Source organism: Pseudonocardia sp. HH130629-09, assembly GCF_001294645.1.
Classification (GTDB): Bacteria; Actinomycetota; Actinomycetes; order Mycobacteriales; family Pseudonocardiaceae; genus Pseudonocardia.
On record NZ_CP011868.1, the window covers coordinates 5118684 to 5142348 of the forward strand.

The following is a 23665-nucleotide window of genomic DNA, read 5'->3' on the forward strand; positions in this document are numbered from 1 at the left end:
TCAGCGGGCCCGGACCGACCGGGCCGAGGCGCGCCACTGGGACGGCGACATGCCGGCTTCCCGCCGGAAGGCTCGGGCGAACCCCAGCTCGGAGCGGTAGCCGACCCGGTGCGCGACCTCCGCGACGGTGGCCGTGTCGTCGGCGAGCAGCTCCCGCCCCACCCCGACCCGGACCGCCGTCAGGTACCCGGCGGGGCTGCGCCCGACCAGCTCGGTGAAGCGTTCGGCGAAGGCGGCCCGGGACATGGTCGCCTCCCGGGCCATGTCGGCCACCGTCCAGACGCGGGTGAGGTCGGCGAACACGGCGCGCAGGGCACGCCCGATGCGCGGGTCCAGCGCGGAGGACAGCCACCGGTCCGCGCAGCAGGGCTGCTGCTCGACCCACATGCGCACCGCGGTCACCGCGATCGTGGTCGCGATCCGCGAGCAGATCACCGTGTCGCCGCTGCGGACCGCCCCGCCGACGGTGCTCCACCCGCACGCCATGCCGCGGACCAGGGCCGCCATCCCCGGCTCGGCGGCCCCGAACGACCGGGCGACCACCGCGTCCGGGAGCGGGCCCTCGTCGGGCCGCCCGGCCGGGGGCCGCGTCAGCTCGACGACGGTGGCCTCGGCGCCGCCGTCGCCGCGGACGGTCAGGTCGGCGTGCCGCGGGACCAGGACGAGGTCGCCCGCCGCGACCGGGGTCCAGCCCTGCTCGGCCGCCGCCCGGACCGCGGCGCGGCCGTCGTGCAGGAAGACGAACCCGGCGGTGTCGCGGAGCACCGTGGACACGGCGCCGTCGGTCACCCGGGATCGGCGGGACCGGCGCAGCTCCCACTCCATGCCGGCGAGCATCCGGTCGAGACGGGAGTCGATCGCATCGGGTAGAGGTGCGGTCACACCGTGATAAGCCACGCTGCCCGACCGGCTATTCCGGTCGGTGCGCAGCGGCTCGTCACGGCCGCGGCGCGGGACCACCTCGTGCGGTCGCGGTGGACGGTGGGCACGGTCGCCCGTTCAGGGGCGAGCCGCGACGCCCAGCCGCGTCAGGCCCTTCTCCAGGTCGCCGCCGAGGATCCGGTCCATCGGCACGACGCGGCCCAGCAGCGCGGCGATCCCCCGCTGCTCGCCGGTCATCCGCCAGACGACCTCGGTCCGGGCACCGTCGGCGGGGACGAACAGGAAGGTCGAGGTGGCGGTGGAGCGGAACGGCTTCTCGAAGGTCACCGCGACGTCGACCTGGTCCGCGGCGTCACCGACGACCTCCATCGTCCCGCGGCCGGCCCGGCGGTTGCCCGACCACGAGTACCGCGCGCCGAGGCCGCGCTCGGGCCCGGAGTACTCCCGGTGCAGGTCCGGGTCGAGGCCCTCCCAGGGCAACCAGCCCCGCCACGCGTGCAGGTCCGCGACGGTCCGGCGCTCGACGAGGTAGCTGCTCACGGCGGTGGAAGCTAGTCCCACGGACCGGATGCGGGAATCCCCCACCGACGGCCCCGGACAGGAGTCAGTCCCGCGCCTCGACGTAGTCGGTGCTCTCCTCGCCAACCGGGGTGCGTGACCCGCCCAGCGCCCCGTCGGCCCAGCTCGCGGCCTTCCGCAGCCGCAGGCTGTTGGTGACCACCAGGAACGACGAGAGCGCCATCGCGGCCCCGGCCAGCAGGGGGTTCAGCAGCCCCGCCATCGCGACGGGGATCGCCGCGGTGTTGTAGCCGAACGCCCACCAGAGGTTCCCGCGGATGGTGCCCATCGTGGCGCGGGCCAGCTCGACGGTCGCCGGGAGCACGCGCAGGTCGTCGCGCACGAGCACGACGTCGGCGGCCTCCAGGGCGACGTCGGTGCCCGAGCCCACGGCGATGCCCAGGTCCGCGGCGACGAGCGCGGCGGCGTCGTTCACCCCGTCGCCGACCATCGCGACGGTGCGGCCCTGGGCCTGCAGCGCACGGATGTGGTCGACCTTGCCGTCGGGCAGCGCGCCCGCGACGACCTCGGTGATCCCACAGGCGGCGGCGACGGCGTGCGCGGCGGCGGGCCGGTCACCGGTCAGCAACACCGGGCGCAGCCCCATCGCGACCAGCTCGGCGACGGCCACCGGCGCGGACTCCTTCACCGGGTCGGCCAGCGAGATCAGCCCGGCGAGAGCCTCGTCGGCGTGCACGGCGACGACGGTGTGCCCGGCCGCCTCCCATTCCGCGAGCCGCGGCGCGAGCGCACCCGGGTCCTCCGGGGGACGACCGACGGTGACGGTGCAGCCGTCGACGGTGCCGCGGGCTCCGAGCCCGGGCAGCGCGATGAAGTCCTCCACCGCCGGGACGTCCGAACCGGCGTGGGCACGGATCGCGACGGCGATGGCGTGCTCGGACCCGCTCTCGACGGCGGCGGCGCGGGCCAGCAGCTGCGCCGCGTCGCCACCCGGGACGGCCGCGACCTCGACCACGGCCATCCGCCCGGTCGTCAGCGTGCCGGTCTTGTCGAGCACGACCGTGTCGGCGGCCCGGGTGGTCTCCAGCGCCCGGTGCCCCTTCACGAAGATGCCCAGCTCGGCGCCGCGGCCGGTCGCGACCATCAGCGCGGTCGGCGTCGCCAGCCCCAGCGCGCACGGGCAGGCGATGATCACGACGGCGATCGCGGGAGCCAGCGCGCCGGCCCACCCCGCACCGGCCAGCAGCCAGCCCCCGAGGGTGAGCAGCGCCAACCCCAGCACCACCGGCACGAACACCGACGACACCCGGTCGACCAACCGCTGCGTCGCGGACTTCTCGGTCTGTGCCCGCTCGACGGCCGCGATCATCCGCGCGAGGCGGGTGTCGGCCCCGACCTGCTCGGCGACGACGACCAGCCGCCCGCCCGAGGCGATCGTGCCGCCGGTGACGGCGTCGCCCGGCCCGACGGCGGCCGGGACCGGCTCGCCGGTCATCGCGCTGGTGTCGACGGCGGCCCGCCCGGTCTCGACGACGCCGTCGGCGGCGACCCGCTCGCCCGGCCGCACCAGGAAACGGTCGCCGACCCGCAGGCGTCGCACCGGGACGCGGGACTCCACACTCCCGGACAGGACGGTGACCTCGTCGGTCTCCAGCACGGCGAGCGAGCGCATGACCCGCCCGGCGGTACGGCGGGCCCGGGCCTCGAAGTACCGCCCGGCCAGCACGAACGTCGTCACCCCGGCGGCGACCTCGAGGTAGAGCGGCCCGGAGGGGTGCAGCACCGCGTCCCACCCGGTGAGGGTCTGCCGGGTGTCGAGGAAGGCCATCTCCCCCAGCGACCAGACCGAGGCCGAGATCACGCCGAGCGAGACGAGGGTGTCCATCGACGTCGTCCCGTGGCGCAGGTTCAGCACCGCGGTGCGGTGGAACGGCCACGCCGCCCAGCCGACGACGGGCAGCGCGAGCGCCACGACCACCCACTGCCAGTACGGGAAGCGCAGCGACGGCACCAGCGACATCGCCAGCGACAGGTCGGCCAGCGGGATGAACAGGATGAGCGCGACGGCCATCCTGGTCCGCAGCCGGCGCAGCGCGGTGTCGTCGGAGGTGGCCTCGTCACCGGTGTCGGTGGGGCGGATCTCGGTGGCGCCGTAGCCGGCCTTGCGGACCGTCTCGACCAGGGTCGCGACCGGGGTCACCGACGGGTACCGGACCAGCGCGCGCTCGGTGGCGAGGTTGACGGTCGCGTCGACGCCGTCGAGCCTGCCGAGCTTGCGCTCGACTCGTCCGACGCAGGCCGCGCAGGTCATGCCGTCGATCTTGAGTTCGACCGTACGGACGTCCGTCTCCGGTGCGGACCGGTCCACGGCGCTGTCGGTACTCACGACCCCATGGTTCTACACGCGATCGAAGATCCGCCACCCGGGCCCCTGACCTGCGACGGACCAGCGCCCCGCCGAACCGTTGCGGGACGAGAGGGCGTACAACTGGTCGTCGGGAGTGGGGCACACGGACATCCGAGGAGGAGACCCTGATGGCCACCGGGAAGCGGAAGGCGGCGGCGAAGAACCCGCTCACCGCGAAGAAGGGACCGTCGCAGTTCACGGTGATCGCAGTGATCGTCGTCGTGGCCTTCGCGGCGGTCGTCGGTGTCGGCGTCTACTGGAAGAACTCCGGGGGCGGGATCGCGGTCCCGGCCAACGCGTCCGCGCAGGGCGTGACCGTCGGCAACGAGGCGGCCCCGAAGACGATCGACATCTACCTCGACTTCCAGTGCCCGATCTGCAAGCAGTTCGAGGCGCAGGCCGGGCAGACCCTCGAGCAGCTCGTCTCCTCCGGCCAGGCGAAGATCGTCTACCACCCCATCGCCATCCTGGACCGGGCCTCGTCGACCCGGTACTCGACCCGTTCGGGCGCCGCGGCGGGGTGCGCGGCCGCGGCGGGGGTGTTCCCGCAGTTCGAGAAGGAGCTCTACGACAACCAGCCCGCCGAGGGCGGCGCCGGGCTCCCGAACGAGCAGCTGGTCGCGCTCGGGCAGAAGGTCGGCGCGGGCGGCGACTTCGCCCAGTGCGTCGACGACCAGCGCTACGCCCCCTGGGTCACCCAGATCACCCAGCAGGCACTGCGCGACGGCGTGTCCGGCACCCCGACCGTGAAGGTCGACGGCACCCAGGTCGACGCGACCCCGCAGGCCGTCGCGCAGGCGGTCGCCGCGGGCTGACCACGCGGGTCCGGCCCCCGGCGGCGGAGCGGACGCACCGTCGGGGTCTGCAATTGCACCCGCAGTAGCATCGTGGGCGACCATCGGCAGGAGCCACCGGAGGACGTGTGGTCATGACCGCGGCACACGGCCCACTCGTCGTCCGCAAACGACTGGGCTGGGCCCTCAAGCAGCTCCGCACGGGGCGCCACCGGCAGCTCTCCGAGATCGCGAAGCTCCTCGAGGTCTCGCCCTCCAAGCTGTCCCGCATCGAGACGGGGCAGGTGGAGCCGAAGTTCCGTGACGTCCGCGACCTGCTGGACATCTACGAGGCATCCGACGCCGAACGCGAGCGGATCCTGGGATGGGCGAACGACGCGAAGGCTCCGGGCTGGTGGGAGCCCTTCGGTCCCGCACCGTCGGGCGTCGACCTGGACATGCTCATCTCGCTGGAGGCGGAGTCCCGGGCCAAGGAAACGTTCAGCATCCCGATCTCCGGTCTCCTGCAGACCGAGGACTACGCGAGGTTGCTCCTGAGCGAGGTGTTCGCCGGTCAGGCCCGGAGCGAGATCGAGCGCATGGTGGAGATCCGCCTCGGCCGGCAGAACGTCATCGAGCCCGACCGGGCCGAGGCCCCGCCCCTGGAGCTCCACGTCCTCCTCGACGAGGTCGCACTGCACCGGTGCGCCGACCAGGAGGTGCTGCGGGCGCAGATCGGCGAGCTGATCCGCCGGGGCGACCAGCCCAACGTCTCGCTGCAGATCCTGCCGTTCCACGCCGGCTGGACGAGCGCGACCAGCACGTTCTCCGTCTTCACGCCACGCCGTCCCGAGACGGACTGGCCGATGGTCAACGTCGAGGGCACGGAGAACGACGTCTTCGTCGACACCCCGCAGGCCGTCGCCGACTACCGGCAGATCTGGCGCCGGCTCCTCGACCGGGCCATGTCCCCCGACGAGAGCCGCGCGATGCTGGAGCGACGGTTCGCGGGGCGGTCCTAGCTGTGATGTCCATGGACGTTGTTCCAGGTTGAGCTGATGACGGCCTGTCGCTGAGACAGGCGAGGACCCCCGGTTGTGAAGTGGAGCTGTCTAGGAACCGCTTCACCAACCGGAGGCCCTTGTGACCCACGCTAACGCTGCGCTGACTCCGCGTGCCCGGCTACGGCTGGCCCGTCTGATCGTCGACCAGGACTGGACCTGCTCCACCGCGGCCAGAATGTTCATGGTCGCCCCTCGCACCGCCCGAAAGTGGGCTGACCGCTACCGCGCCGAGGGCCCGCCCGGGATGGTCGACCGCAGCTCCCGACCACGGTCGATGCCGGCCAAGACCCCGCCGAGGCTGGTGAAGCAGATCGTGCGACTGCGGTGGCACCACCGACTCGGACCAGTACAGATCGGCGGCCGACTCGCTCTCGCCGCCTCGACCGTGCACGCGGTCCTGCGCCGCTGCCGGATCAACCGGCTCTCCCACATCGACCGGGTCACCGGCGAGCCCCTACGCCGCTACGAACACCCACACCCCGGCTCGTTGATCCACGTCGACGTCACCAAGTTCGGCAACATCCCCGACGGAGGCGGACACCGCTTCGTCGGACGCCGACAAGGTGTCAAGTCCCGGGTTCGATAGAGGCTCGGTTCTCACGCTCCGGCGGGTTGCCGGGCGGGTTCTGTGACGGCGTGCAGGGCCTCGTGCTCAACGGGCGGGATCAGGCCGAGCTCGCCGTGTAGGCGGCGGTGGTTGTACCAGTCGATGTACTCGGCGACGGCCAGCTCGAGGTCGTCGGTGCCTCGCCACGGGCCCCGGTTGCGGACGAGTTCAGCCTTGAACAGCGAGTTGAACGCCTCCGCCATCGCATTATCGTAGGAATCGCCGACCGACCCGACTGAAGCCACAGCGTCGACTTCGGCGAGTCGCTCGCCGTACCGCACGGCGACATATTGGACTCCGCGATCCGAATGGTGTATCAACTCGGAGAGGTCCGCGCCCGCCCGTTGCCGGGTCCAGATCCCCATGTTGAGCGCGTCCAGCGCGAGATCGGTGTACAGGTTACGAGAGAGCTGCCAGCCCACGATCCGTCGGGAGAACACGTCCATCACGAAAGCCGCGTACACCCATCCAGAGAACGTGCGGATGTAGGTGATGTCAGCGACCCACAGGCGGTCCTGGGCGGGTGCGGTGAAGTCCCGTTCGACCAGGTCCGGGCGCCTGTCCGCGCCCTTGGCTCGGACCGTGGTGCGCGGCACACGCAGCCGGGACACTCCACGGAGCCCGTTGCGGCGCATCAGTCGTTCCACGGTGCAGCGAGCGACCCGGCGGCCGCCTACTCCGCCTTCCCGACATAACGCCGCCCACACCTTCCGGCTGCCGTAGACGCTGAAGTTGTCGCGATGCACCCGTTCGATCTCTTTCAAAGTCTCGGCGTCGGTGAGTGCCCGCGCCGAGGGCGGTCGCTTCTTCGACGCATGGAAAGTGGACGGGGCGATCGGAACACCGGCGTCCTTCAACACCGCGCAGATCGGCTCGACCCCGAACTGTGTCTTGTTCTCCTCGATATAGTCGAGGACTACCTGCTGGGGCGGTCGAGCTCCGCCGCGAAGAAAGCCGAAGCCGACTTGAGAATGGCGTTCGCCCGGCGCAACTCCCGAACCTCACGTTCGAGCTCTGCGAGCCGGGTCGCGTCGTCGGTGGTCGTGCCCGGCCTGGTGCCGTTGTCGATCTCGACCTGCTTGACCCAGCCCCGCAGCGTCTCCGGGTTGATCCCCAGCTGCTCGCCGATGCGCTTGAAGATGTTCCCGCCCGCGGACGCCGGGTCGGCCTTGGCGTCCAACACGAGCCGGATCGCTCGCTCCCGCAGCTCGTCGGGGTACTTCCTCGGGGCGGCCATCGGTCGATCATCCTCCAGGCTTGATGGTCTCCATCAAACCCGGGACGAGACAAGGCGCCCTGAACAAGCGGTCCACTCCCGGACTGCCCAGGGGAACCGACTACAAGCCGCGCACCGGCAGAGCGTTCGTCCACACCGTCATCGACGACCACTCCCGCGTCGCCTACGCCGAGATCCACAGCGACGAGAAAGCCGACACCGCCACCGGTGTGCTACGCCGGGCCGTGGACTGGTTGAACGCCCGCGGCGTGACCGTCGAACGGGTCCTGTCCGACAACGGCAGCTGCTACCGCTCACACGCCTGGCGTGACACCTGCAGCGAACTGGGCATCACCCACAAGCGAACCCGGCCCTACCGGCCTCAGACCAACGGCAAGATCGAACGTTTCCACCGCACCCTCGCCGACGGGTGGGCATACGCCCGCTTCCACCCCTGCGAAACGGCTCGGCGAGACGCGCTCCCCGGCTGGCTGCACTTCTACAATCACCACCGGCCCCACAGCGCAACCAACGGCCTACCGCCGATCAGTCGCCTGACCAACCTGCCTGGACATCACACCTAGCCGCGCAGACGGTCGAGGTCGAACTCGCCGTTCTTGACCCCGCGGACGAAGGCCGTCCACTCGTCGTCGGTGAAGCCGACGACGATCGCCTCCGCGGTCGTCGACCGGACGCGCACGCCGGCCGCGTCGGCCGCCACCGCGACGCACTCGCCCTTCGCGCAGAAGGAACTGGTGACGAACTGACCGTCGGACACAGTCGACCTCGGCTTCGCATCACGCCGGTCGGGGCCGGCAGCACCGTCGGTGCGGGGAGCGGCACCGACACCCGTACAACGAGCGCCCCCGGCGAAGGGCGTGACCGGCGCTCGGCCGAGGAGAGGTTCACTCGTTCGTCCCGGTCGGGGAGCGTGAGTGGCGTTCAACCCTGGGTGGCGATCTCCCCCGGCGTCGCCGCGACCCGGTTCTCCGCCCGCCGGATCAGCATGATCCCCCCGAGGATCAGCACCCCGCCCGCCACCTGGATCAGGCTCGGGACCTGCGCGATCAGCACCCAGGCCGCCAGCACCCCGAACATCACCTCGGACAGCCCCACGAACGACGCGACCCGCGTGTCGAGCCGTCGGATCGCGATGATCCCCGTGAGGTACGGCAGCACCGTCGCGAGCACGACCAGCATCCCGAGCAGCACCGGCCACGGCACGTCGGTGCCCGCCAGGCTCCCGCTGGACTCCCCCACGCGCCACGGCGTGATGCCCAGCAGACCGGTCACCGTGAGCGTCACCGCGCCGACGACCATCGCGCCGGAGATCATCAACAGCGGTGGGACGCCATCCCGGTCGTCGCCGCCGGGGAGGAGGAAGTAGACGCAGACGCACGCCGCCGAGCCGAGGCCCCACAGGATTCCCGTCAGGTCGACGCGTTGCGGGCCGAACGGGTCGACGACCAGTACCAGTCCGACCAGCGAGACCAGGCAGCCGACGAGCGTCACCGCCGCCGGGGCGGTCCGGGTCCGCGCCCACGTCCAGCCGACGAGCAGCACGGGCGCGAGGAACTCCAGCAGCAGCGCGACGCCCACCGACAGGTGCTGCAACGCCTGGAAGAAGCACAGCTGGACACCCGCGACGGCGGCCAGGCCGTAGAGCAGGACCTTGCGGGCGTTCGGCGCGCTGAGCGGGTACCGGCGCAGCATCACGACCGTCACCGGGAGGAGCAGGACCGCTGCGCCGGCGATGCGCAGCAACGTCGTGAGCCCGGGCGACCAGCCCGCCTCCAGGAACGCCGCACCGAGCGGTCCGGAGAAGCCGTACGCGGCGGCCGAGACCAGCGCCCACACCAGCCCGCGGACCACGTGATCCCGTGTCACGACCGAAGCACCCATAGACTCCTGACACTAGGAACCGACCATGTCAGGGGTCAACATGGAATTCGCCCATGACACCCAGGTGCTGCTCGCGGCGGCCGCGGCACTGGTGAACACCCGTCGGGCCGACCCGGACCCGCTCGACGACGTGCCGGGCTTCGCCGCATGGCTGGCCGAGCAGCCGTACTCGGGGCGCCGCGCCGGCTCCGACGACGAGCGCCGGGCCGTCCGGGTGCTCCGCGAGCGGCTGGCCGGGCTGTGGCCCGCCCACGGCGAGGACGACGGCCCCGACCGCGACGGCACCGTCACCCTGGTCAACGCCATCCTCGCCGAGACCGACGCGCGCCCGCACCTCGCACGGCACGACGGCTGGGACTGGCACCTGCACGTCACCCCGCAGGACGCCCCGCTGGCGGATCGGATGGGCGCGGAGATCGCGATGTCGGTCGTCGACCTGGTGCGCCGCGACGACCTGTCCCGGCTGCGCCGCTGCGCCGCCGAGGACTGCGACGCCGTGCTGGTCGACCTGTCCCGCAACCGTTCCAAGCGCTTCTGCGACACCGGCAACTGCGCGAACCGCGCGCACGTCGCCGCCTACCGCGCCCGCCGCGCCACCCGTTCCTCCGAGTGCCCTTCCTCCGGCGCTGGCGGGCCGGGGCGGGTCAGCTCCGGGCCGTCAGGTGCTCGGTGAGCAGGGCGTTCACCTCGTCGGGGCGCTCGTAGTTCAGCAGGTGGGCCGAGTCGGCGACCTCGGCGTATCGGGCGCCGGGGATCGCGTCGGCGATCTCGTGCAGCGACGACGGCGGCGTCGCCGGGTCGTCCGCTCCCGCCACGGCGAGTGCCGGCACCGACACCCCGCCCAGCTCGGCGCGGATGTCGAAGGCGCCGATGGCGGCGCAGCAGGCGGCGTAGCTCTCGTCGTCGGAGGCGCGCAGCATGTCCAGCAGCCGCTGCTCTCCGGCCGGGTCGCGCTGCGCCCAGGACTCGACGTACCAGGTCCCGGGGCGGGAGCCGACCATCGCGGCGGTGCCGTCCGCCCGCACGGTCGCCGCGCGCTGCGGCCACGAGTCCGGGTTCGGGAAGCGCGCCGCCGTCGCCAGGACCGCGATGCTGCGCACCCGTTCTCCGCCGTGCACGCCGAGCCACTGGCCGATCGCCCCGCCGATCGAGACGCCGACGTAGTGGAAGTCCGCGATCCCGGCGGCATCGGCGGCGGCGAGCGCGCCGCGGCCGAGGGCGGCGATCGTCAGGTCACCGGTGACGGGGGCCGAGTCGCCGTGGCCGGGCAGGTCGAACCGGACGCAGCGGAAGCGGTCGGACAGGGCCGCCACCTGGGCGTCGAACAGATGCAGGTCGGTACCCAGCGACGGGCCGAACAGCACCGCCGGTGCGTCGGCCGGACCGTCCACGACGTGGTGCAGATCGAGTGCCATGTGCCCATCCTGCACCGGCTGCGAATCGCGGCCCGGGTTCGTAGGGTCCTCGACGAGGACGTGTGCGCCACAGGAGCCGCTGGAGAGAGGACCGTCCATGGCCGAGCTCGAGACGTTCAGGATGCTGATCGGCGGGAAGCCGTCCGACGCGGCGTCCGGCCGCACCTTCGAGACGCAGAACCCGTTCACCGGAGCGCCCTGGGCGACCGTGCCGGACTGCGGCCCCGACGACGTCGACGCCGCCGTCGACGCCGCCCGCACCGCGCTCGACGGCGAGTGGGGCGCGATGACCCCGTTCGGCCGCGCCGCCTGCCTGCGCCGGCTGGGCGACCTGATCACCGAGAACGCCGAGGCGCTGGCCCGGACCGAGGTCAGCGACTCCGGGAAGCTGTACCGGGAGATGATCGGCCAGCTGGGCGGTCTCGGCGGCTGGTACCAGTACTACGCCGGGATCGCCCCGACGATCGAGGGCCGCCAGATCCCCACGCCGAACCCGAACTACCTGGTCTACACGCGCAAGGTACCGGTCGGCGTCGTCGCGGCGATCACGCCGTGGAACTCCCCGCTGCTGCTGATGACCTGGAAGGTCGCACCCGCGCTGGCCGCGGGCTGCACGATCGTCGTGAAGCCGTCGGAGCACGCGCCCGCCTCGACGCTGAAGTGGGCCGAGCTGATCGAGAAGGCCGGGATCCCGGCCGGCGTGGTCAACGTCGTCACCACGAACGACCGGGACACCGCCGCACACCTGGCCGGGCACCCGGGCGTCGACAAGGTCGCGTTCACCGGCTCCACGGCGACCGGACGGTCGATCGCGAAGGCGGCCGCCGAGAACCTGAACACGGTCACCCTGGAGCTGGGTGGCAAGTCCCCGCAGGTCGTGTTCCCCGACGCCGACCTGGAGGCCGCCGCGAACGGGATCGTCGCCGGCGTGTTCGCCGCGACCGGCCAGACCTGCATGGCGGGGTCGCGGCTGATCGTGCACGCCGACGTCCACGACCAGCTCGTCCGGCTCGTCGCCGAGCGCGCGGCGACGATCACCCTCGGCGACCCGAACGCCGAGGACACCGAGATGGGTCCCGTCGCGAACGGGACGCAGTACGAGAAGGTGCTCGGCTACCTGGAGACGGCGAAGGCGGAGGGCAACACCGTCGCCTACGGCGGGGCCGCCGAGTCCGGCCTGGGTGGCTACTTCGTGCAGCCGACCGTGATCACCGGGGTGACGCCCGAGTCCACGGTCTACCGGGAGGAGGTGTTCGGCCCGGTGCTCGCGGCGCTGAGGTTCACCGACGAGGACGAGGCGGTGACGCTCGCCAACGACACCCCCTACGGCCTGGCCGGTGCGGTGTGGACGAAGGACGTGCACCGTGCGCACCGGGTCGCGGGGAGGATCCGCGCCGGGACGGTGTGGATCAACGCCTACCGGGTGGTGGCGCCGAGCGTCCCGTTCGGCGGGTTCGGGCACTCCGGGCTCGGCCGGGAGAACGGCGTCGCAGCCGTCGAGGAGTACCTGGAGAACAAGTCGGTGTGGGTGGAGCTGACCGGCGGCACCCGCGACCCGTTCACCCTCGGCTGAGGCCGGGCTCCGATTCCGGGGATGTGCGACCGCCGTGCCCGGGGTCGAGGTCCCGGGCACGGCGGTCCTCCGGCGCCGCGGGCGGGACGCGCGGGCCCGGCGACGGGGAGCGTCGCCGGATCCGGCGGCCACGTCGTGCGGCGTGGAGGTCGGGGAGCGACCACGGAACCGATGCGGACAGCACGCTACGACCGGCGGCGGCCGCCGTTCGCGGACTGAGTCCCCCGACCGGTGGACGGACCCGCGAGCGCGACGGGCGGGAAAGCGTTCCGCCGTCCGGAGCAGTCGGACCCGTCGGTCGCGCGCGGGGCTCTCAGCGGCCGCCGGACAGCCCGCTCCCGGGTGACAGCGGTCGGCACCTCGGCGCCGTCAGGCCAGGACCACCTGCCCGCTCTCGACCCGCACCGGTCGCGAGGTGAGCGGTGCCCGGGCGGGTCCGTCGAGCGGGGCCCCGTCGGAGACGGCGAACAGGCTGCCGTGGCAGGGGCAGGAGATGCCGGCCCCGGAGACCTGGTCGACGAGGCAGCCCTGGTGCGGGCAGGTCGCGTCGAAGGCCAGGACGGTGTTCGCGTCCGGGCGGGTCACGACGACCCGCTGCTCGGCGAAGACCCGCCCGCCGCCGACCGGGACGTCGTCGACGGCGGCGAGTCCGGCGGGCACCGGGGCGGCGGCGCTGCTCGGCGCGGGCGCCGGAGTGGTCGGCTCGGGTGTGGGGGTGGACGGTCCGGGCGCGGCGGGGGCCGCATCCGCGCCGGTCGAACAGCAGCCGGGGGCTCGACCGGTGGGAAGGGAGTCACGGCCACCCCTGCAGCGACGCGTCGGACCCCAGACGATCGAGGTGGGACCGCGACCGACGCCGAGCCGCGGGCGGCAGGTCGGCGTCGGTCGACCGTTCAGTGTGCGGCGCCGAGCTCGAGTGCCAGCACCCCGGTGACGACCAGGGCGATGCCGCCGTACTGCACCGGGGTCAGGGTGTCACCGAGGAACACCGCGCCGATGATCGCGACCAGCGCCACCCCGGCGGCCGCCCAGATCCCGTAGGCGAGCCCGACCGGGATCCCGGCTTTGAGCACCAGGGACAGCAGGCCGAACGCGCCGATGTACCCGGTCACCACCAGGACCGACGGGACGAGCCGGCTGAAACCCTCGGACAGCCGCAGGTTGATCGTGGCGAGCACCTCGAGGGCGATCGCACCGGCGAGGAGCAGGTAGGGCACGGGTCAGTCCTGCTCGGCGGTGTGGCCGCCGAGGTGGCGGGCGAGGAACCGCTCCAGGGTGCGGTAGAGCTCGATGTTGCTGTCGGGGTTGACGAACCAGTGCCCCTCCCGCTCGTTGACCAGGTACTCCACCTCGGCGCCGCGGGCGCGCAGCGCCTCGGCGACCCGGTCGGAGTTGCTGCGGTGCACGCGGACGTCGTTGGCGCCGTGGATCAGCAGCATCGGGGCGGTGATGTCGTCGACCCGGCTGATGGGGGAGCGGGCGAGCATGTCGGCCTCCTGGGCCGGGTCGCCGGGGTCCCCGATGTAGCGGCCGTAGCTGTTGACCACGCCCCTGCGGACGAAGGGGGCGACCCGCCGCGCGAGGTCGGCGAGGTCGGACATGCCGGTGTAGCTGACCGCGGCGGCGAAGCGGTCCGGGGTGAACGCGGCCCCGACGAGCGCGGCGTAGCCGCCGTAGGAGCACCCGTAGATCGCGACGCGGTCGGGGTCGGTGCAGCCCTGCGCGATCATCCGGTCCAGGGCGTCGATGTGCATGCGGCCGGCGAACTCGCCGATCGCGGCCTGGGTGAAGGCCTTGCCGTAGCCGGTGGAGCCGCGGAAGTTCACCTGCAGCACGGCGTAGCCGCGGTTGGCCAGGAGCTGGACCTCGGGGTCGTAGCCCCAGCTGTCGCGGTACCAGGGTCCGCCGTGCAGCAGCACCACGGTCGGTAGGTTCCGGGGCTCCACCCCGACCGGCAGCGTCAGGTGGCAGGGCAGGTCCAGGCCGTCGCGCGAGCGGACGGTGACCGGGGTGACCGGCGCCAGCCGGGCCGGGTCGAGGTCGGGGTGGGTGCGGAACAGGCGCCGCGCGGTGCCGGTGGTGTGGTCGTAGGACCAGGTGGCGCGGTGGTCGCGGTCGTGGGTGAAGTCCACGACCCAGCGCCGGGCGGTGTCGTCGCAGGACACGTGGGCGAGGTCGCCGTCCGACAGCTCGGCCAGCCGGGGCAGGACCTCGGCGAAGTGCGGGTCGAGGGCGTGGATCACCTGGCGTTCACCGAGGTAACGGGCGCCGAGCAACTCCCCGGTCGCCGGGTGCACGATCAGCGACGACGGGAAGCGGGCGTCGACCTCGGGGCGCGGGGTGTCCAGGTCGAACACCGGGTGGCTGTCCACCCCGGTCTGCTCACCGGTGTCCAGGTCGAGCCGGACCAGGCGGGTGCGGTCCGAGCCGCGGGGCGACCCGATCCACAGCCCCGAGCCGTCCGGGGTGGGGACGCACGGCACGGGACCGAAGGGGTGGTCGAGGCCGGAGAACCGCCCGACCGTCCGGATCCCGTCGGCGGTCCGTTCCGAGAGCCGGTGGGTGCCGTCCCCGTCGATGCCGACATCGAGGACCCGCCCGGTCGGTGTGCGCAGCCAGCCGGTGGTGTCGCCGGTGCTCTCGGCGACCGGGGTCGATCGGCCGGTGTCGAGGTCGACCTCGATCAGGTCGATCAGGTCCGGGCGGCGTGGGTTGAGCTGGACGAAGACCGAGGTGGGCCGGTCGGCGCAGAACTGGGTGCCCAGCACGCGCACACCCGGCGCGGGGGTGAGGTCCACTGCGGGTTCGTCCGGCCGGCCGGGGTCGACGCGCATCAGGTGATGGTTCTCGTCGCCGTCGGAGTCCTGCAGATAGAGCAGGTAGCGCGAGTCGGGGCTCCAGAAGAACGTGTCGATGCTGCGGTGGTCGTCGGAGGTGAGCCGACGGGCGGCCGGGTCGTCCGGGGAGTCGGTGTCGGGCCAGTGCCCGTCCAGGTCGCGGACGAACACGTTGAGCCGGTCCCGCCACGGGGCGAGGTAGGCGACGGTCGTGCCGTCCGGGGAGAGCCGGGCCCCGATGCGGGCGGGCGGGGCGAAGAACTGCTCGACGGTGATCAGGTCGGGTGCTGCGGTCGTCGTCATGGCGGACCTTCGGGGTCGCGGGGCGGGCACCCTGGATTCGAATCGGTGCCGTCGCGGCCGGGTCAAGACCTGCCGGTGTGACGTCGGCCATCGGGCCCGTCGCGCCGACGCTCGGGGTCGCGGCGGCGACCTGAGCGGGGTCGGTCCGGTGCCCGGCGGCCGAGGTGCTCGGCCGGCCGGGCGGTGCGAGGTCGTCCGACACGCGCCCTCACGCGTGCGCGGTGAAGTGCCCGTCGTGGGCCTGGCGCAGCCGGTACTTCAGGACCTTCCCGCCGACGGTCTCGGGCAGGGAGTCGACGAACAGCACGTCCTTCGGGCACTCGAAGCCGGCCAGCGTCGCGCGGCAGTGCTCCATCAGCTCCCCGGCGGTCGTGCGGCAGCCCGACCACCGCGGCCCTCGCGACGCCGGGGTGGGTCGCCAGCACCGACTCCACACGCCCTCCGTGCACGGGGTTGGATCTCACCGGTCCAGGCAGTGGGCGGAGATCATAGCGCTGGATCCACCGGGGGCACCGGGGTCGTCGCAGCGGCGGGGCGACGGGGTGACTACTCGTTGATCCTGATCCAGTACTGCTCGAGCGCGGCGTCGAGCCCGAGATGTTCTTGTCTGCCGGCAACGGCAACAGCAGCCGATGTGACCGCATCCTGGTCCAGGCCCTCACCGTGAAGGAAGAACCGCATCCCATCCGACGGCGGGTAAATCTCATCCTCTCCGGCATCGGGCACGGTTCCGTCCCGGCGTCGAGTCCCGCTGCGGTTGGCGAACACCGATCCCATGCGGTGCAGCCACCGGTAGGGCTCGAGGTGTACTCGGTCCTTCTCGAACACCTGCGCCCAGTCCTCGCTGGCCAGAGCCAGGCCGTCGGGGGGTCCTGGTCGGCCTGCTGGTACCGGAACAGCACGTAGAGGTACGCGGCGATCTCGTCTGGGGTCAGGACGTGCACCCAGCCGTTGGTGAAGAACGTCGCCGGGACCGAGATCGTCGTCTTGCGGGGACCGGGGTAGCTGTAGGGGACGATCGGTTCGCCGGCCAGGACGGACTCGGTGCTGAGCCGGAAGCGCTCGTGTCGGCCGCGTGGTCGTGACCTATCGAGTTCGACTTGCCGAACTTCTCGAGGCGGTCAAGGGCTTGGCGGAGCTGGTCGGTCTGGTTGACCTTCTCGCGGCGCGGCGCCCGTGGACCATCCGGACTGCGGGACGTCACCGGCGGCCCGGCGCGGGCGGCCGGGACGGGTGGTCCCGGCGTCCCGCGCCGGGCGGCGCGGCGTGGTGACCCCCCTGGGCGCCCGAACCGCCGCCCGGGGGCGGGGTGAGCGGGCCGGTCGGGGTGAACAGGTCCCCCGCGACGGCGTCGCGGCGCCGGTCGGCGGTGCCCGCCCACCGGTCCGCGGCCGTGTCGGGGTCGTGATCGGGTGCCCGGGACGGCTCCGGGACGGCGGCCCAGCCGCCGCTGTGCTCGGGGCCGCGGGGGTTCGGGATGTCCGCGGGGACCGGGGCGAACCCGACCGGGTCGGTGAGGTCGCGGTCCGCGTGCCGCGAGCGGGGGGACATCAGTACCCACCGCCGTAGCCGCTGCCGCCGGTGGCCGGGGCCTCGGCGGGCGCGGGGGCCGGTGCGGGTGCCGGGTCGGACGCGTCGGTCCGGGCCGCGGTGAACTCCCAGGACCGCACGTCGGCGCGGGCGGTGCCGGTGGCGACGCCGTCGGCGACGGTGTACACGACCTCCGCGCCGTTCTTGCCGGTCAGGCGGGTGGTACCGCTGGGGGTGGCGGTGCCCGTCGTCCAGGACTCGACGCCGCGGTTGTCGCAGACGTAGGCCTTCACCGCGCCGTCGGTGACCCAGCTGTCGACGGTGACCGTCCCGTTCGTCGACCGGCCCGTGTAGGCGACCGTGCCGGTCGCGGCCGGTGCCGGGGCGACCGTCGGAGCGGGCGCCGCCGGGAGGGCGAGCGAGCCCGCCGCCTGGTCGACGGCGGCGGGAGCCGCTGCGGGCAGCGGTTCCGGTTCCGCGGTGAGCACGACGTTGGCCGTCGCGGCCCCGGCGGCGACCGCGCCGACCGCGGCCATGGTCAGGAGGGGCCGGAGAGTCGCATGTCAGCCCACCTCGATCCGGACCGAGTCGAAGGCGGGCGTCTGGTTGGCCCGCTGCATCATCGGGGTGCGGTGCGACCCGTCGCCGGCCCACGACGAGCACTGCAGCTCGCCGGTCTGCTCGACCCCGGGCACGTCGATCGTGACGCTGTCCGGCCGTGCTCCCCCGCCGCCGTCCTCGGTGGCCAGGAAGAACAGCGGGTCGGGCGCCGAGTCCGGTGCCTCGCCCGGGTCGGGCAGGATCCGGCAGGCGGTGTGGAAGTGGCCGCGCTGGAGCCCCTGGCCGTTCAGCAGGGACGCCTCGGCGTAGTAGCCGCCCTGGGCCGCGGGCAGGAACCGGTCGCGGACCAGGTTCCGGGTGCTGACGGTCAGGCGGAACGCCTCCCCCGGGCGGACCTTCGTCGGGGCCTGGGTGATCAGCAGCGACGGGCTGCGGCCGGCGTCGGCGACCTCGCCGAACGCGGTGGACACGCAGCGGGGCGCCTTCTGGAACCCGTCGTGGGCGGTGAGCCTGCTGCCGGAGCAGTCGACGGCAAGGATGTCGAGCGCCGACGGCGCGCCCGGGCCGTTCCCGTCGGCCTTCCCGGCGGCTCCGCCCCCCGCGCCGTCGGAACCCCGGCCGTCGGCGGCACCGGAGCCCGATCCGGAGCCGGACCCCGAGCCGTCGGCACTCGTGCCCGCGTCCGAGGTGCCCGGGCCCGAGGAGCCGGACCCCGTGTGCCCGGAGTGGTCGTGCCCCCCGCCCCCGGAGGAGCCCGCGGCATCGGACGTGACCCCGGCCCCGTCGGACGAGCCGGACCCGCCGGACCAGTCGGACGGCCCGGATGCGACGTTCGCCGGCCGGTCGCCCCGGTCGACGGAGGCGGCCCCGGCGGCGTAGGCGGCGGGCCCGGCGACGAGCAGGCCCAGTGCGAGCGCGGTGACCGCGATCGTCCTGCTGCGACTGGTGGTGGATCTCATCGGTATCGGCTCCTCGGGGCGGTGCGGTGCGCGCCGGTGGTGCGGGAGGGCGGCGCTCCGGTGTCGGTGTCCAGGTCGAGGTCGTGGGGGGTGGCGTCCGCGAGGCCGGGATCGGGATCGGGCCGGGGCCGGACCGGCGGCACGTGCGCCAGCTCGTCCCAGGGGTCGGGCGCGCCGACCGGCAGGGCCCGTCGGGCGCCGTCGCGGGGGTGGCGCGGGGCGGGGACGAGGGCGGTGGCCGGGCCGGCGGCCGGGCGGCCACGCCGGCGCAGGGTCATGAGCAGCCCACCCGCGGCGAGCAGCGCGACCCCGACCACCAGGGCCGGCACGACGACGTCGGTCGCGCTGCGGGCGCCGGTCGGCACCGGATCGGGCGGGGCGGGCAGGGCCGCGTAGTCGACCAGCCCGGTCGACTCCAGGTAGCCGATGTGCCGGGTGACGTACACCGACGCCTCGTTCGCGAACTGCCGCATGAGCTCGTTGCGGGTGCCGACCTTGACGTCGGTGATCACCGGCAGGACCGAGCCGTGCGCGGCGCGCAGGAGCTGCACGAACTGGCGGTCGTAGTCGGTCCCGGTGCGGGCGGTCAGGTCGTTCATCCAGCCGATCTGCTGGTCGTTCGGTCTGCTGGGCAGCAGGACCCCGAGCGGTTCGGCGGTGGAGCGGACCAACGCGTCGAGGTCGTGGTGCTCGACGCCGAGCTTGCGCGCGACCTCGCGGACCGCCGGCGAGGTGGCCTGCTGCTCACCCTGCTGCCCGGTCGGCGCCTCCCAGAGACCGGCGAGGCGCACCTTCTGCAGCAGGTCGCGATCGGCGGGGCCGAGCGGCCCCCACCTGGTCTGCGTCCATCCCTGCTGCTGGTCGGTGGAGGCCGAGGTGGCCACCCAGTACTGGGCGAGCGCGACCGCGGCGACCGCGGCGACCGCGGCCAGCGCGGCGAGCACCGACCAGCGGAGCGGGCCGGGGATCCGGCGCGACATGGGCTCTCCCCTTCTCAGACCTGGGCGAACTGCTCGGTGTGCACCCGGTCGTCCGGGACACCGAGCGCGGTGAGGGTGGCGAGGACGCCGCCGACGAGCTGCGGCCGGCCGCAGACGAAGTAGTCGAGGCGGCGGGCCGGGTCGTCGAGATCGGTCAGGACGGCGGCGAGCAGCGCGGTGTCGATCGGCCCGGTGGCCCCGGCCCAGTCCGCGGACGGGCGGCGCAGCACCTCGGTGACCTGCAGGTCGATCAGTGTGCGCAGGTGCGCGAGCTCGGCCCGGAACAGCAGGTCGGCGCGGTCGCGGGCGTGCACGACCAGCCGGTACGGCCGCCGGTCGCCGCGGTCGGCGGCCGTGCGCAGCATGCTCATCATCGGCGTGATCCCGACGCCGCCCGCGATCAGCACGAGCCCGGTCGACGGCACCGAGTCCGGGGTGAACGAGCCGTACGGGCCGTCCACCCAGACCGGGTCGCCGCGGCGCAGCTCGCGCAGCCGCCCGGCGAAGTCGCCGGTGTGCCGGACGGTGAACTCGACCCGCCCACGGTCCGACGCCGACGACGCGATGGTGAACGGGTGCTCCTCCACCGACATCCGCTCCAGCCGCAGCCAGGCGAACTGGCCGGGCCGGAACCACGGCCCGGCGTGCCGGCCGGGCCGGGCGAGCACGAGCGTCGACACGGTCGGGCTCTCCGGGCGCACGACGTGCACCCGGAACTCGCCGGTCGCCGCGCGGGCACCCCAGCGGAGCACCAGCACCGCGACCAGCAGCAGGCCGAGCCCGCCGAGCACCGGTCCCATGACGGCGTCGCCGACCAGGTTGTTCAGCCACAGCACGTGCAGCGACGACGCGCCGACGACGACCGCGGCCAGGCTCAGGTGCAGCCAGCGCCACACCTCGTGCGAGCCGGTCCGGACCCCGCGCAGCGCCAGCACCAGCAGCACGACGACCGCGACCGTCGCGAGGGTGGCGGCCTGGCCGCGGGCCGGTGCGGCGAACGGCACGAGCAGTCCGACACGTTCCGGGTGGTCGGCCACCACACAGGCCAGGTGCAGGGCGACGAGCACCCCGGCCAGCACCCCGAGCCTGCGGTGCAGGCCGAGCAGGGTCTCCAGGCCGAGGGCTCCGGAGAGTCCGCGCACCCGGGACGGCAGCACCGCGACGATCACCATCGCCGACAGTGCGAGCAGCCCGGTCAGGACCGAGAGCTGGTGCAGCAGCGGCTGCGGACCGGAACGGAGCATCCAGATCAGCGACGGGCCGACGAGGACCGTGACCAGCACGGATCCCCACACCGTGCGGGCGCGGCGGTGCGCCAGCCAGGCGTCGGCGGGCGGCGGGGTGTCCCGCCGCAGGGGTGCGGTGACCGGATGCGGAACCGGGCGGTTCACCGGCCGCCGGGCGTGCGCCCGGCTGGTGAGGGTGCCCGCAGCGGGCGGGGGTGGTGGGTGCGCGAGCGGTGGACCGTCACCGACCGGCCTCGGGCCGGTCGTGGGTGCGACGCTGCGGTCGGACGGACGCCGGGGGTGCGTCCGCGCAGGGCGGGGCGGGTCATCGGATCACTCCGGTTCGTGGAACCGGCCGGGTGGGGAGCCCGGCCACCGCCACGGCATCCGAGGGGAGCGGGCCGCGGTGCGGTGACACGAACATAGGAACCTCACCGCGGCGGGGTTGCGTTCCTGAGAGCGCCCACCGCCGTCCGGTCGTCGCCGTCCGGCGGGCGGGTCCGATCGCTCCGGTCGGCCTACCGACCTACGGCCGACCGCCGCGACGACTCTCAGGGACCTCACGCTCACCGCGCGCGACCACCGCTGGTCCCGTCCGATCGGCCTCCGACGGCACGCGCTGGGCTGCGGACAGGGCCGACGGCGGCGGCACGTCCGCGCCCGGCCGCGCCCCTGGTCGGGGGCGCGGCCGGGTGACTCCGTCAGGCGGAGACGCGCTCCCCGGCGCGCACGCCCTCGGCGAGCTCGCGGGCGAGCGACTCGACCGCGGACGGCCCACCGGATTCCAGGGCCTGCACGAACGCCGTGCCGACGATGACGCCGTCGGCGTAGGAGGCGACGTCGGCCGCCTGCTCCGCGGTCCGCACACCCAGGCCGACGCACACCGGCAGGGTCGCGTGCTCCCGCGCGCGGGTGACCAGGTCACGGGCCTCGACGCCGACCGAGCGGACGCCGGTGACGCCCATCAGCGACGCGGCGTAGAGGAAGCCACGGCTCGCGCCGACGGTCATCCGCATCCGCTCGGGGGTGGTGGTCTGGGCGACCAGGAAGACCCGGTCGAGGTCGTGCTTCTCCGACGCGGCGAGCCACTCGTCGCAGTCGTCGGGCAGCAGGTCGGGCGTGATCAGACCGGAGCCGCCCGCATCGGCGAGGTCGGCGGCGAACCGCTCGATGCCGTAGCGGTCGACGAGGTTCCAGTAGGTCATGACCAGCGCCGGCGCGCCGGCGTCGACGACCCCGCGGACGGCGGTGAACGCGTCGCGGGAGCGGGCGCCGTTGTCCAGCGCCTGCTGGGTGGCGCGCTGGATGACCGGGCCGTCCATCAGCGGGTCGGAGTAGGGCAGCCCGACCTCGACGACGTCGACGCCGCCCGCGACCATCGCCCGCATCGCCTCGACCGAGCCCTCGACGGTCGGGAAGCCGACCGGCAGGTACCCGACCAGTGCGGCGCGGCCCTCGGCCCGGACCGCCTCGATCCGCTGCTGCACGCTGGCCATCAGACCGCTCCGTCCGTCACGGCGTTGCCCTCGTCGTCGATGAGCTGGAAGTACTTCGCCGCGGTGTCGACGTCCTTGTCGCCACGGCCGGACAGGTTGACCAGCACGACCTTGCCCTCGCCCAGGCGCTTCGCCTCGCATAGCGCACCGGCCAGCGCGTGCGCGCTCTCGATGGCCGGGATGATGCCCTCGGTGCGGCTGAGCAGGCGAAAGGCGTCCATCGCCTCGGCGTCGGTGACCGACTCGTAGCGGGCGCGCTTCATGTCGTGCAGCCAGGAGTGCTCCGGGCCGACGCCCGGGTAGTCCAGACCGGCGGAGATGGAGTGCGAGTCGCGGGTCTGGCCGTCCTCGTCCTGGAGGATGAAGCTGCGCGAGCCGTGCAGGACCCCGACGTCGCCGCCGCCGATCGACGACGCGTGCCGCGCGGTGTCGACGCCGTCGCCGCCCGCCTCGAAGCCGACCAGCTCGACCGAGGTGTCGTCGAGGAAGGCGTGGAAGATGCCCATCGCGTTGGAGCCGCCGCCGACACAGGCGCACACCAGGTCGGGCAGCCCACCGGTCAGGTCCTGGACCTGCTGGCGGGCCTCGACCCCGATGATCCGCTGGAAGTCGCGCACCATCGCCGGGAACGGGTGCGGACCGGCGACCGAGCCGATGAGGTAGTGCGTGTCGGCCACGTTGGTGACCCAGTCGCGCATCGCCTCGTTCATCGCGTCCTTGAGGGTGCGCGTGCCCGAGGTGACCGGGCGGACCTCGGCACCGAGCATGCGCATCCGGGCGACGTTGAGCGCCTGGCGCTCGGTGTCGACCTCGCCCATGTAGACGACGCACTCCAGCCCCATCAGGGCGGCGGCGGTGGCCGAGGCGACGCCGTGCTGCCCGGCGCCGGTCTCCGCGATGACCCGGGTCTTGCCCATCCGCTTGGTGAGCAGTGCCTGACCCAGCACGTTGTTGATCTTGTGCGAGCCGGTGTGGTTCAGGTCCTCCCGCTTGAGCAGGATGCGTGCACCGCCCGCGTGCGCGGCGAACCGCGGCGCCTCGGTGAGCAGGCTGGGCCGCCCCGAGTAGGTGCGGTGCAGCTCGGCGAGCTCGGCCTGGAAGGCCTCGTCGGTCATCGCCGCGTGATAGGCCTGCTCGAGCTCGTCCAGCGCGGCGACCAGCGCCTCCGGGACGTAGCGGCCGCCGAAGCGGCCGAAGTACGGGCCGGTCTGGTCGACCAGCCGCGCCGTGTCCCCGGCCGGGGGAAGGGCGGTGTCGGTCACGAGTACTCCCTGACGGATCGAGGACCCCGATCTCGGGCCGCCGCCGGGCGGGGATGCGCCGGGAGATCGGACGCCCACGACGGTACACCGGGCCCACGACGCCGGACGCGGCACCGGGGGCTCTCATACATCACCGCGACGGTGCCGCGCGGG

Annotated in this window: 22 protein-coding genes, 3 pseudogenes and 1 other annotated feature; of the genes and pseudogenes, 6 read left to right on the forward strand and 19 right to left on the reverse strand. The window is 73.5% G+C overall.

What is annotated here, in order from left to right:
- From XF36_RS30860 to XF36_RS23770, 3 genes are all read right to left on the reverse strand, one after another.
- Positions 1–882: a helix-turn-helix transcriptional regulator gene (locus XF36_RS30860; protein ID WP_145981481.1), complete on the reverse strand. Its 882-nt coding sequence runs from the start codon at positions 880–882 to the stop codon at positions 1–3.
- Between the two features lie 117 nt (positions 883–999).
- On the reverse strand, positions 1000–1422 hold the full coding sequence (locus tag XF36_RS23765) for an SRPBCC family protein (RefSeq protein ID WP_238589001.1): 423 nt from the start codon (positions 1420–1422) through the stop codon (positions 1000–1002).
- A gap of 64 nt (positions 1423–1486) precedes the next feature.
- Positions 1487–3787 (reverse strand): heavy metal translocating P-type ATPase, encoded by a 2301-nt coding sequence (locus XF36_RS23770; RefSeq protein WP_349675515.1) that lies wholly within the window; start codon positions 3785–3787, stop codon positions 1487–1489.
- Between the two features lie 149 nt (positions 3788–3936).
- Between XF36_RS23770 and XF36_RS23775 the strand changes: the two genes are divergently transcribed.
- From XF36_RS23775 to XF36_RS23785, 3 genes and pseudogenes are all read left to right on the forward strand, one after another.
- Positions 3937–4623: a DsbA family protein gene (locus XF36_RS23775; RefSeq protein ID WP_060713679.1), complete on the forward strand. Its 687-nt coding sequence runs from the start codon at positions 3937–3939 to the stop codon at positions 4621–4623.
- Between the two features lie 113 nt (positions 4624–4736).
- Positions 4737–5603, forward strand: a complete 867-nt coding sequence (locus tag XF36_RS23780) for a helix-turn-helix domain-containing protein (protein ID WP_145981482.1) — start codon at positions 4737–4739, stop codon at positions 5601–5603.
- Positions 5604–5724: 121 nt separating this feature from the next.
- Positions 5725–6225 (forward strand): annotated as a pseudogene (locus XF36_RS23785) (leucine zipper domain-containing protein); the annotation flags it as partial.
- Positions 6226–6242: 17 nt separating this feature from the next.
- Here the strand turns inward: XF36_RS23785 and XF36_RS23790 are convergent.
- Positions 6243–7489 (reverse strand): IS3 family transposase gene (locus XF36_RS23790; protein WP_238588955.1). Its coding sequence is split into 2 segments (ribosomal slippage): positions 6243–7207 and positions 7207–7489, totalling 1248 coding nucleotides; the frame shifts between segments, so codons are not numbered across the junction.
- Positions 7080–7208: a sequence feature (AL1L pseudoknot), on the reverse strand. (Overlaps the previous gene by 129 nt.)
- A gap of 41 nt (positions 7490–7530) precedes the next feature.
- Between XF36_RS23790 and XF36_RS23800 the strand changes: the two are divergent.
- Positions 7531–8052, forward strand: a pseudogene (locus XF36_RS23800) (DDE-type integrase/transposase/recombinase); the annotation flags it as partial.
- On the opposite strand, the gene XF36_RS32725 reads toward XF36_RS23800, so the two are convergent.
- Positions 8049–8246 carry a DUF397 domain-containing protein gene (locus XF36_RS32725; RefSeq protein WP_060713681.1) on the reverse strand — a complete coding sequence of 66 codons (198 nt, stop codon included), beginning with the start codon at positions 8244–8246 and terminating at the stop codon, positions 8049–8051. The pseudogene XF36_RS23800 and the gene XF36_RS32725 overlap by 4 nt on opposite strands.
- 164 nt (positions 8247–8410) lie before the next feature.
- Positions 8411–9355 (reverse strand): EamA family transporter, encoded by a 945-nt coding sequence (locus XF36_RS23810; RefSeq protein ID WP_168169571.1) that lies wholly within the window; start codon positions 9353–9355, stop codon positions 8411–8413.
- Positions 9356–9410: 55 nt separating this feature from the next.
- Here XF36_RS23810 and XF36_RS23815 point away from each other — a divergent pair, with 55 nt between their 5' ends.
- Positions 9411–10043, forward strand: coding sequence for a CGNR zinc finger domain-containing protein (locus tag XF36_RS23815; RefSeq protein WP_082375614.1), 633 nt, complete (start codon positions 9411–9413; stop codon positions 10041–10043).
- Here the strand turns inward: XF36_RS23815 and pcaD are convergent.
- Positions 10015–10785: a 3-oxoadipate enol-lactonase gene (gene pcaD, locus XF36_RS23820; RefSeq protein WP_060714937.1), complete on the reverse strand. Its 771-nt coding sequence runs from the start codon at positions 10783–10785 to the stop codon at positions 10015–10017. The genes XF36_RS23815 and pcaD overlap by 29 nt on opposite strands.
- A 97-nt stretch (positions 10786–10882) precedes the next feature.
- Here pcaD and XF36_RS23825 point away from each other — a divergent pair, with 97 nt between their 5' ends.
- Complete coding sequence (locus XF36_RS23825) at positions 10883–12358, forward strand: aldehyde dehydrogenase (protein WP_060713683.1); 1476 nt, start codon at positions 10883–10885, stop codon at positions 12356–12358.
- 369 nt (positions 12359–12727) lie between these two features.
- Here the strand turns inward: XF36_RS23825 and XF36_RS32730 are convergent, their stop codons facing one another.
- The 12 genes and pseudogenes from XF36_RS32730 to trpB form a co-directional block, all read right to left on the reverse strand.
- On the reverse strand, positions 12728–13018 hold the full coding sequence (locus XF36_RS32730; protein WP_060713684.1) for a Rieske (2Fe-2S) protein: 291 nt from the start codon (positions 13016–13018) through the stop codon (positions 12728–12730).
- Positions 13019–13251: 233 nt separating this feature from the next.
- Positions 13252–13575 carry a DMT family transporter gene (locus XF36_RS23835; RefSeq protein WP_060713685.1) on the reverse strand — a complete coding sequence of 108 codons (324 nt, stop codon included), beginning with the start codon at positions 13573–13575 and terminating at the stop codon, positions 13252–13254.
- 3 nt (positions 13576–13578) lie between these two features.
- Positions 13579–15498 carry a S9 family peptidase gene (locus tag XF36_RS23840; RefSeq protein WP_060713686.1) on the reverse strand — a complete coding sequence of 640 codons (1920 nt, stop codon included), beginning with the start codon at positions 15496–15498 and terminating at the stop codon, positions 13579–13581.
- A 208-nt stretch (positions 15499–15706) separates the two neighbouring features.
- Positions 15707–16142, reverse strand: a pseudogene (locus tag XF36_RS35840) (AMP-binding enzyme).
- Positions 16045–16326, reverse strand: a complete 282-nt coding sequence (locus tag XF36_RS34525; protein ID WP_060713687.1) for a hypothetical protein — start codon at positions 16324–16326, stop codon at positions 16045–16047. Before XF36_RS34525 ends, XF36_RS35840 begins: the two are co-directional and overlap by 98 nt.
- A gap of 372 nt (positions 16327–16698) precedes the next feature.
- Entirely contained in the window at positions 16699–17049 is a 351-nt protein-coding gene (locus XF36_RS23850; protein ID WP_060713688.1) for a hypothetical protein, read from the reverse strand.
- A complete protein-coding gene (locus XF36_RS23855; protein WP_060713689.1) occupies positions 17049–17564 on the reverse strand; it encodes a hypothetical protein in 516 nt (171 codons plus the stop codon). Before XF36_RS23855 ends, XF36_RS23850 begins: the two co-directional genes overlap by 1 nt.
- Before the next feature lie 27 nt (positions 17565–17591).
- Positions 17592–18548, reverse strand: a complete 957-nt coding sequence (locus XF36_RS23860; protein ID WP_060713690.1) for a hypothetical protein — start codon at positions 18546–18548, stop codon at positions 17592–17594.
- Entirely contained in the window at positions 18545–19528 is a 984-nt protein-coding gene (locus XF36_RS23865; RefSeq protein ID WP_060713691.1) for a DUF4142 domain-containing protein, read from the reverse strand. Before XF36_RS23865 ends, XF36_RS23860 begins: the two co-directional genes overlap by 4 nt.
- Positions 19529–19542: 14 nt before the next feature.
- Entirely contained in the window at positions 19543–20919 is a 1377-nt protein-coding gene (locus XF36_RS23870; protein ID WP_060713692.1) for a ferric reductase-like transmembrane domain-containing protein, read from the reverse strand.
- A 536-nt stretch (positions 20920–21455) separates the two neighbouring features.
- Positions 21456–22250 carry a tryptophan synthase subunit alpha gene (trpA, locus tag XF36_RS23875; protein ID WP_060713693.1) on the reverse strand — a complete coding sequence of 265 codons (795 nt, stop codon included), beginning with the start codon at positions 22248–22250 and terminating at the stop codon, positions 21456–21458.
- Entirely contained in the window at positions 22250–23512 is a 1263-nt protein-coding gene (gene trpB / locus XF36_RS23880; protein ID WP_193393985.1) for a tryptophan synthase subunit beta, read from the reverse strand. Before trpB ends, trpA begins: the two co-directional genes overlap by 1 nt.
- Positions 23513–23665 lie beyond the last annotated feature (153 nt).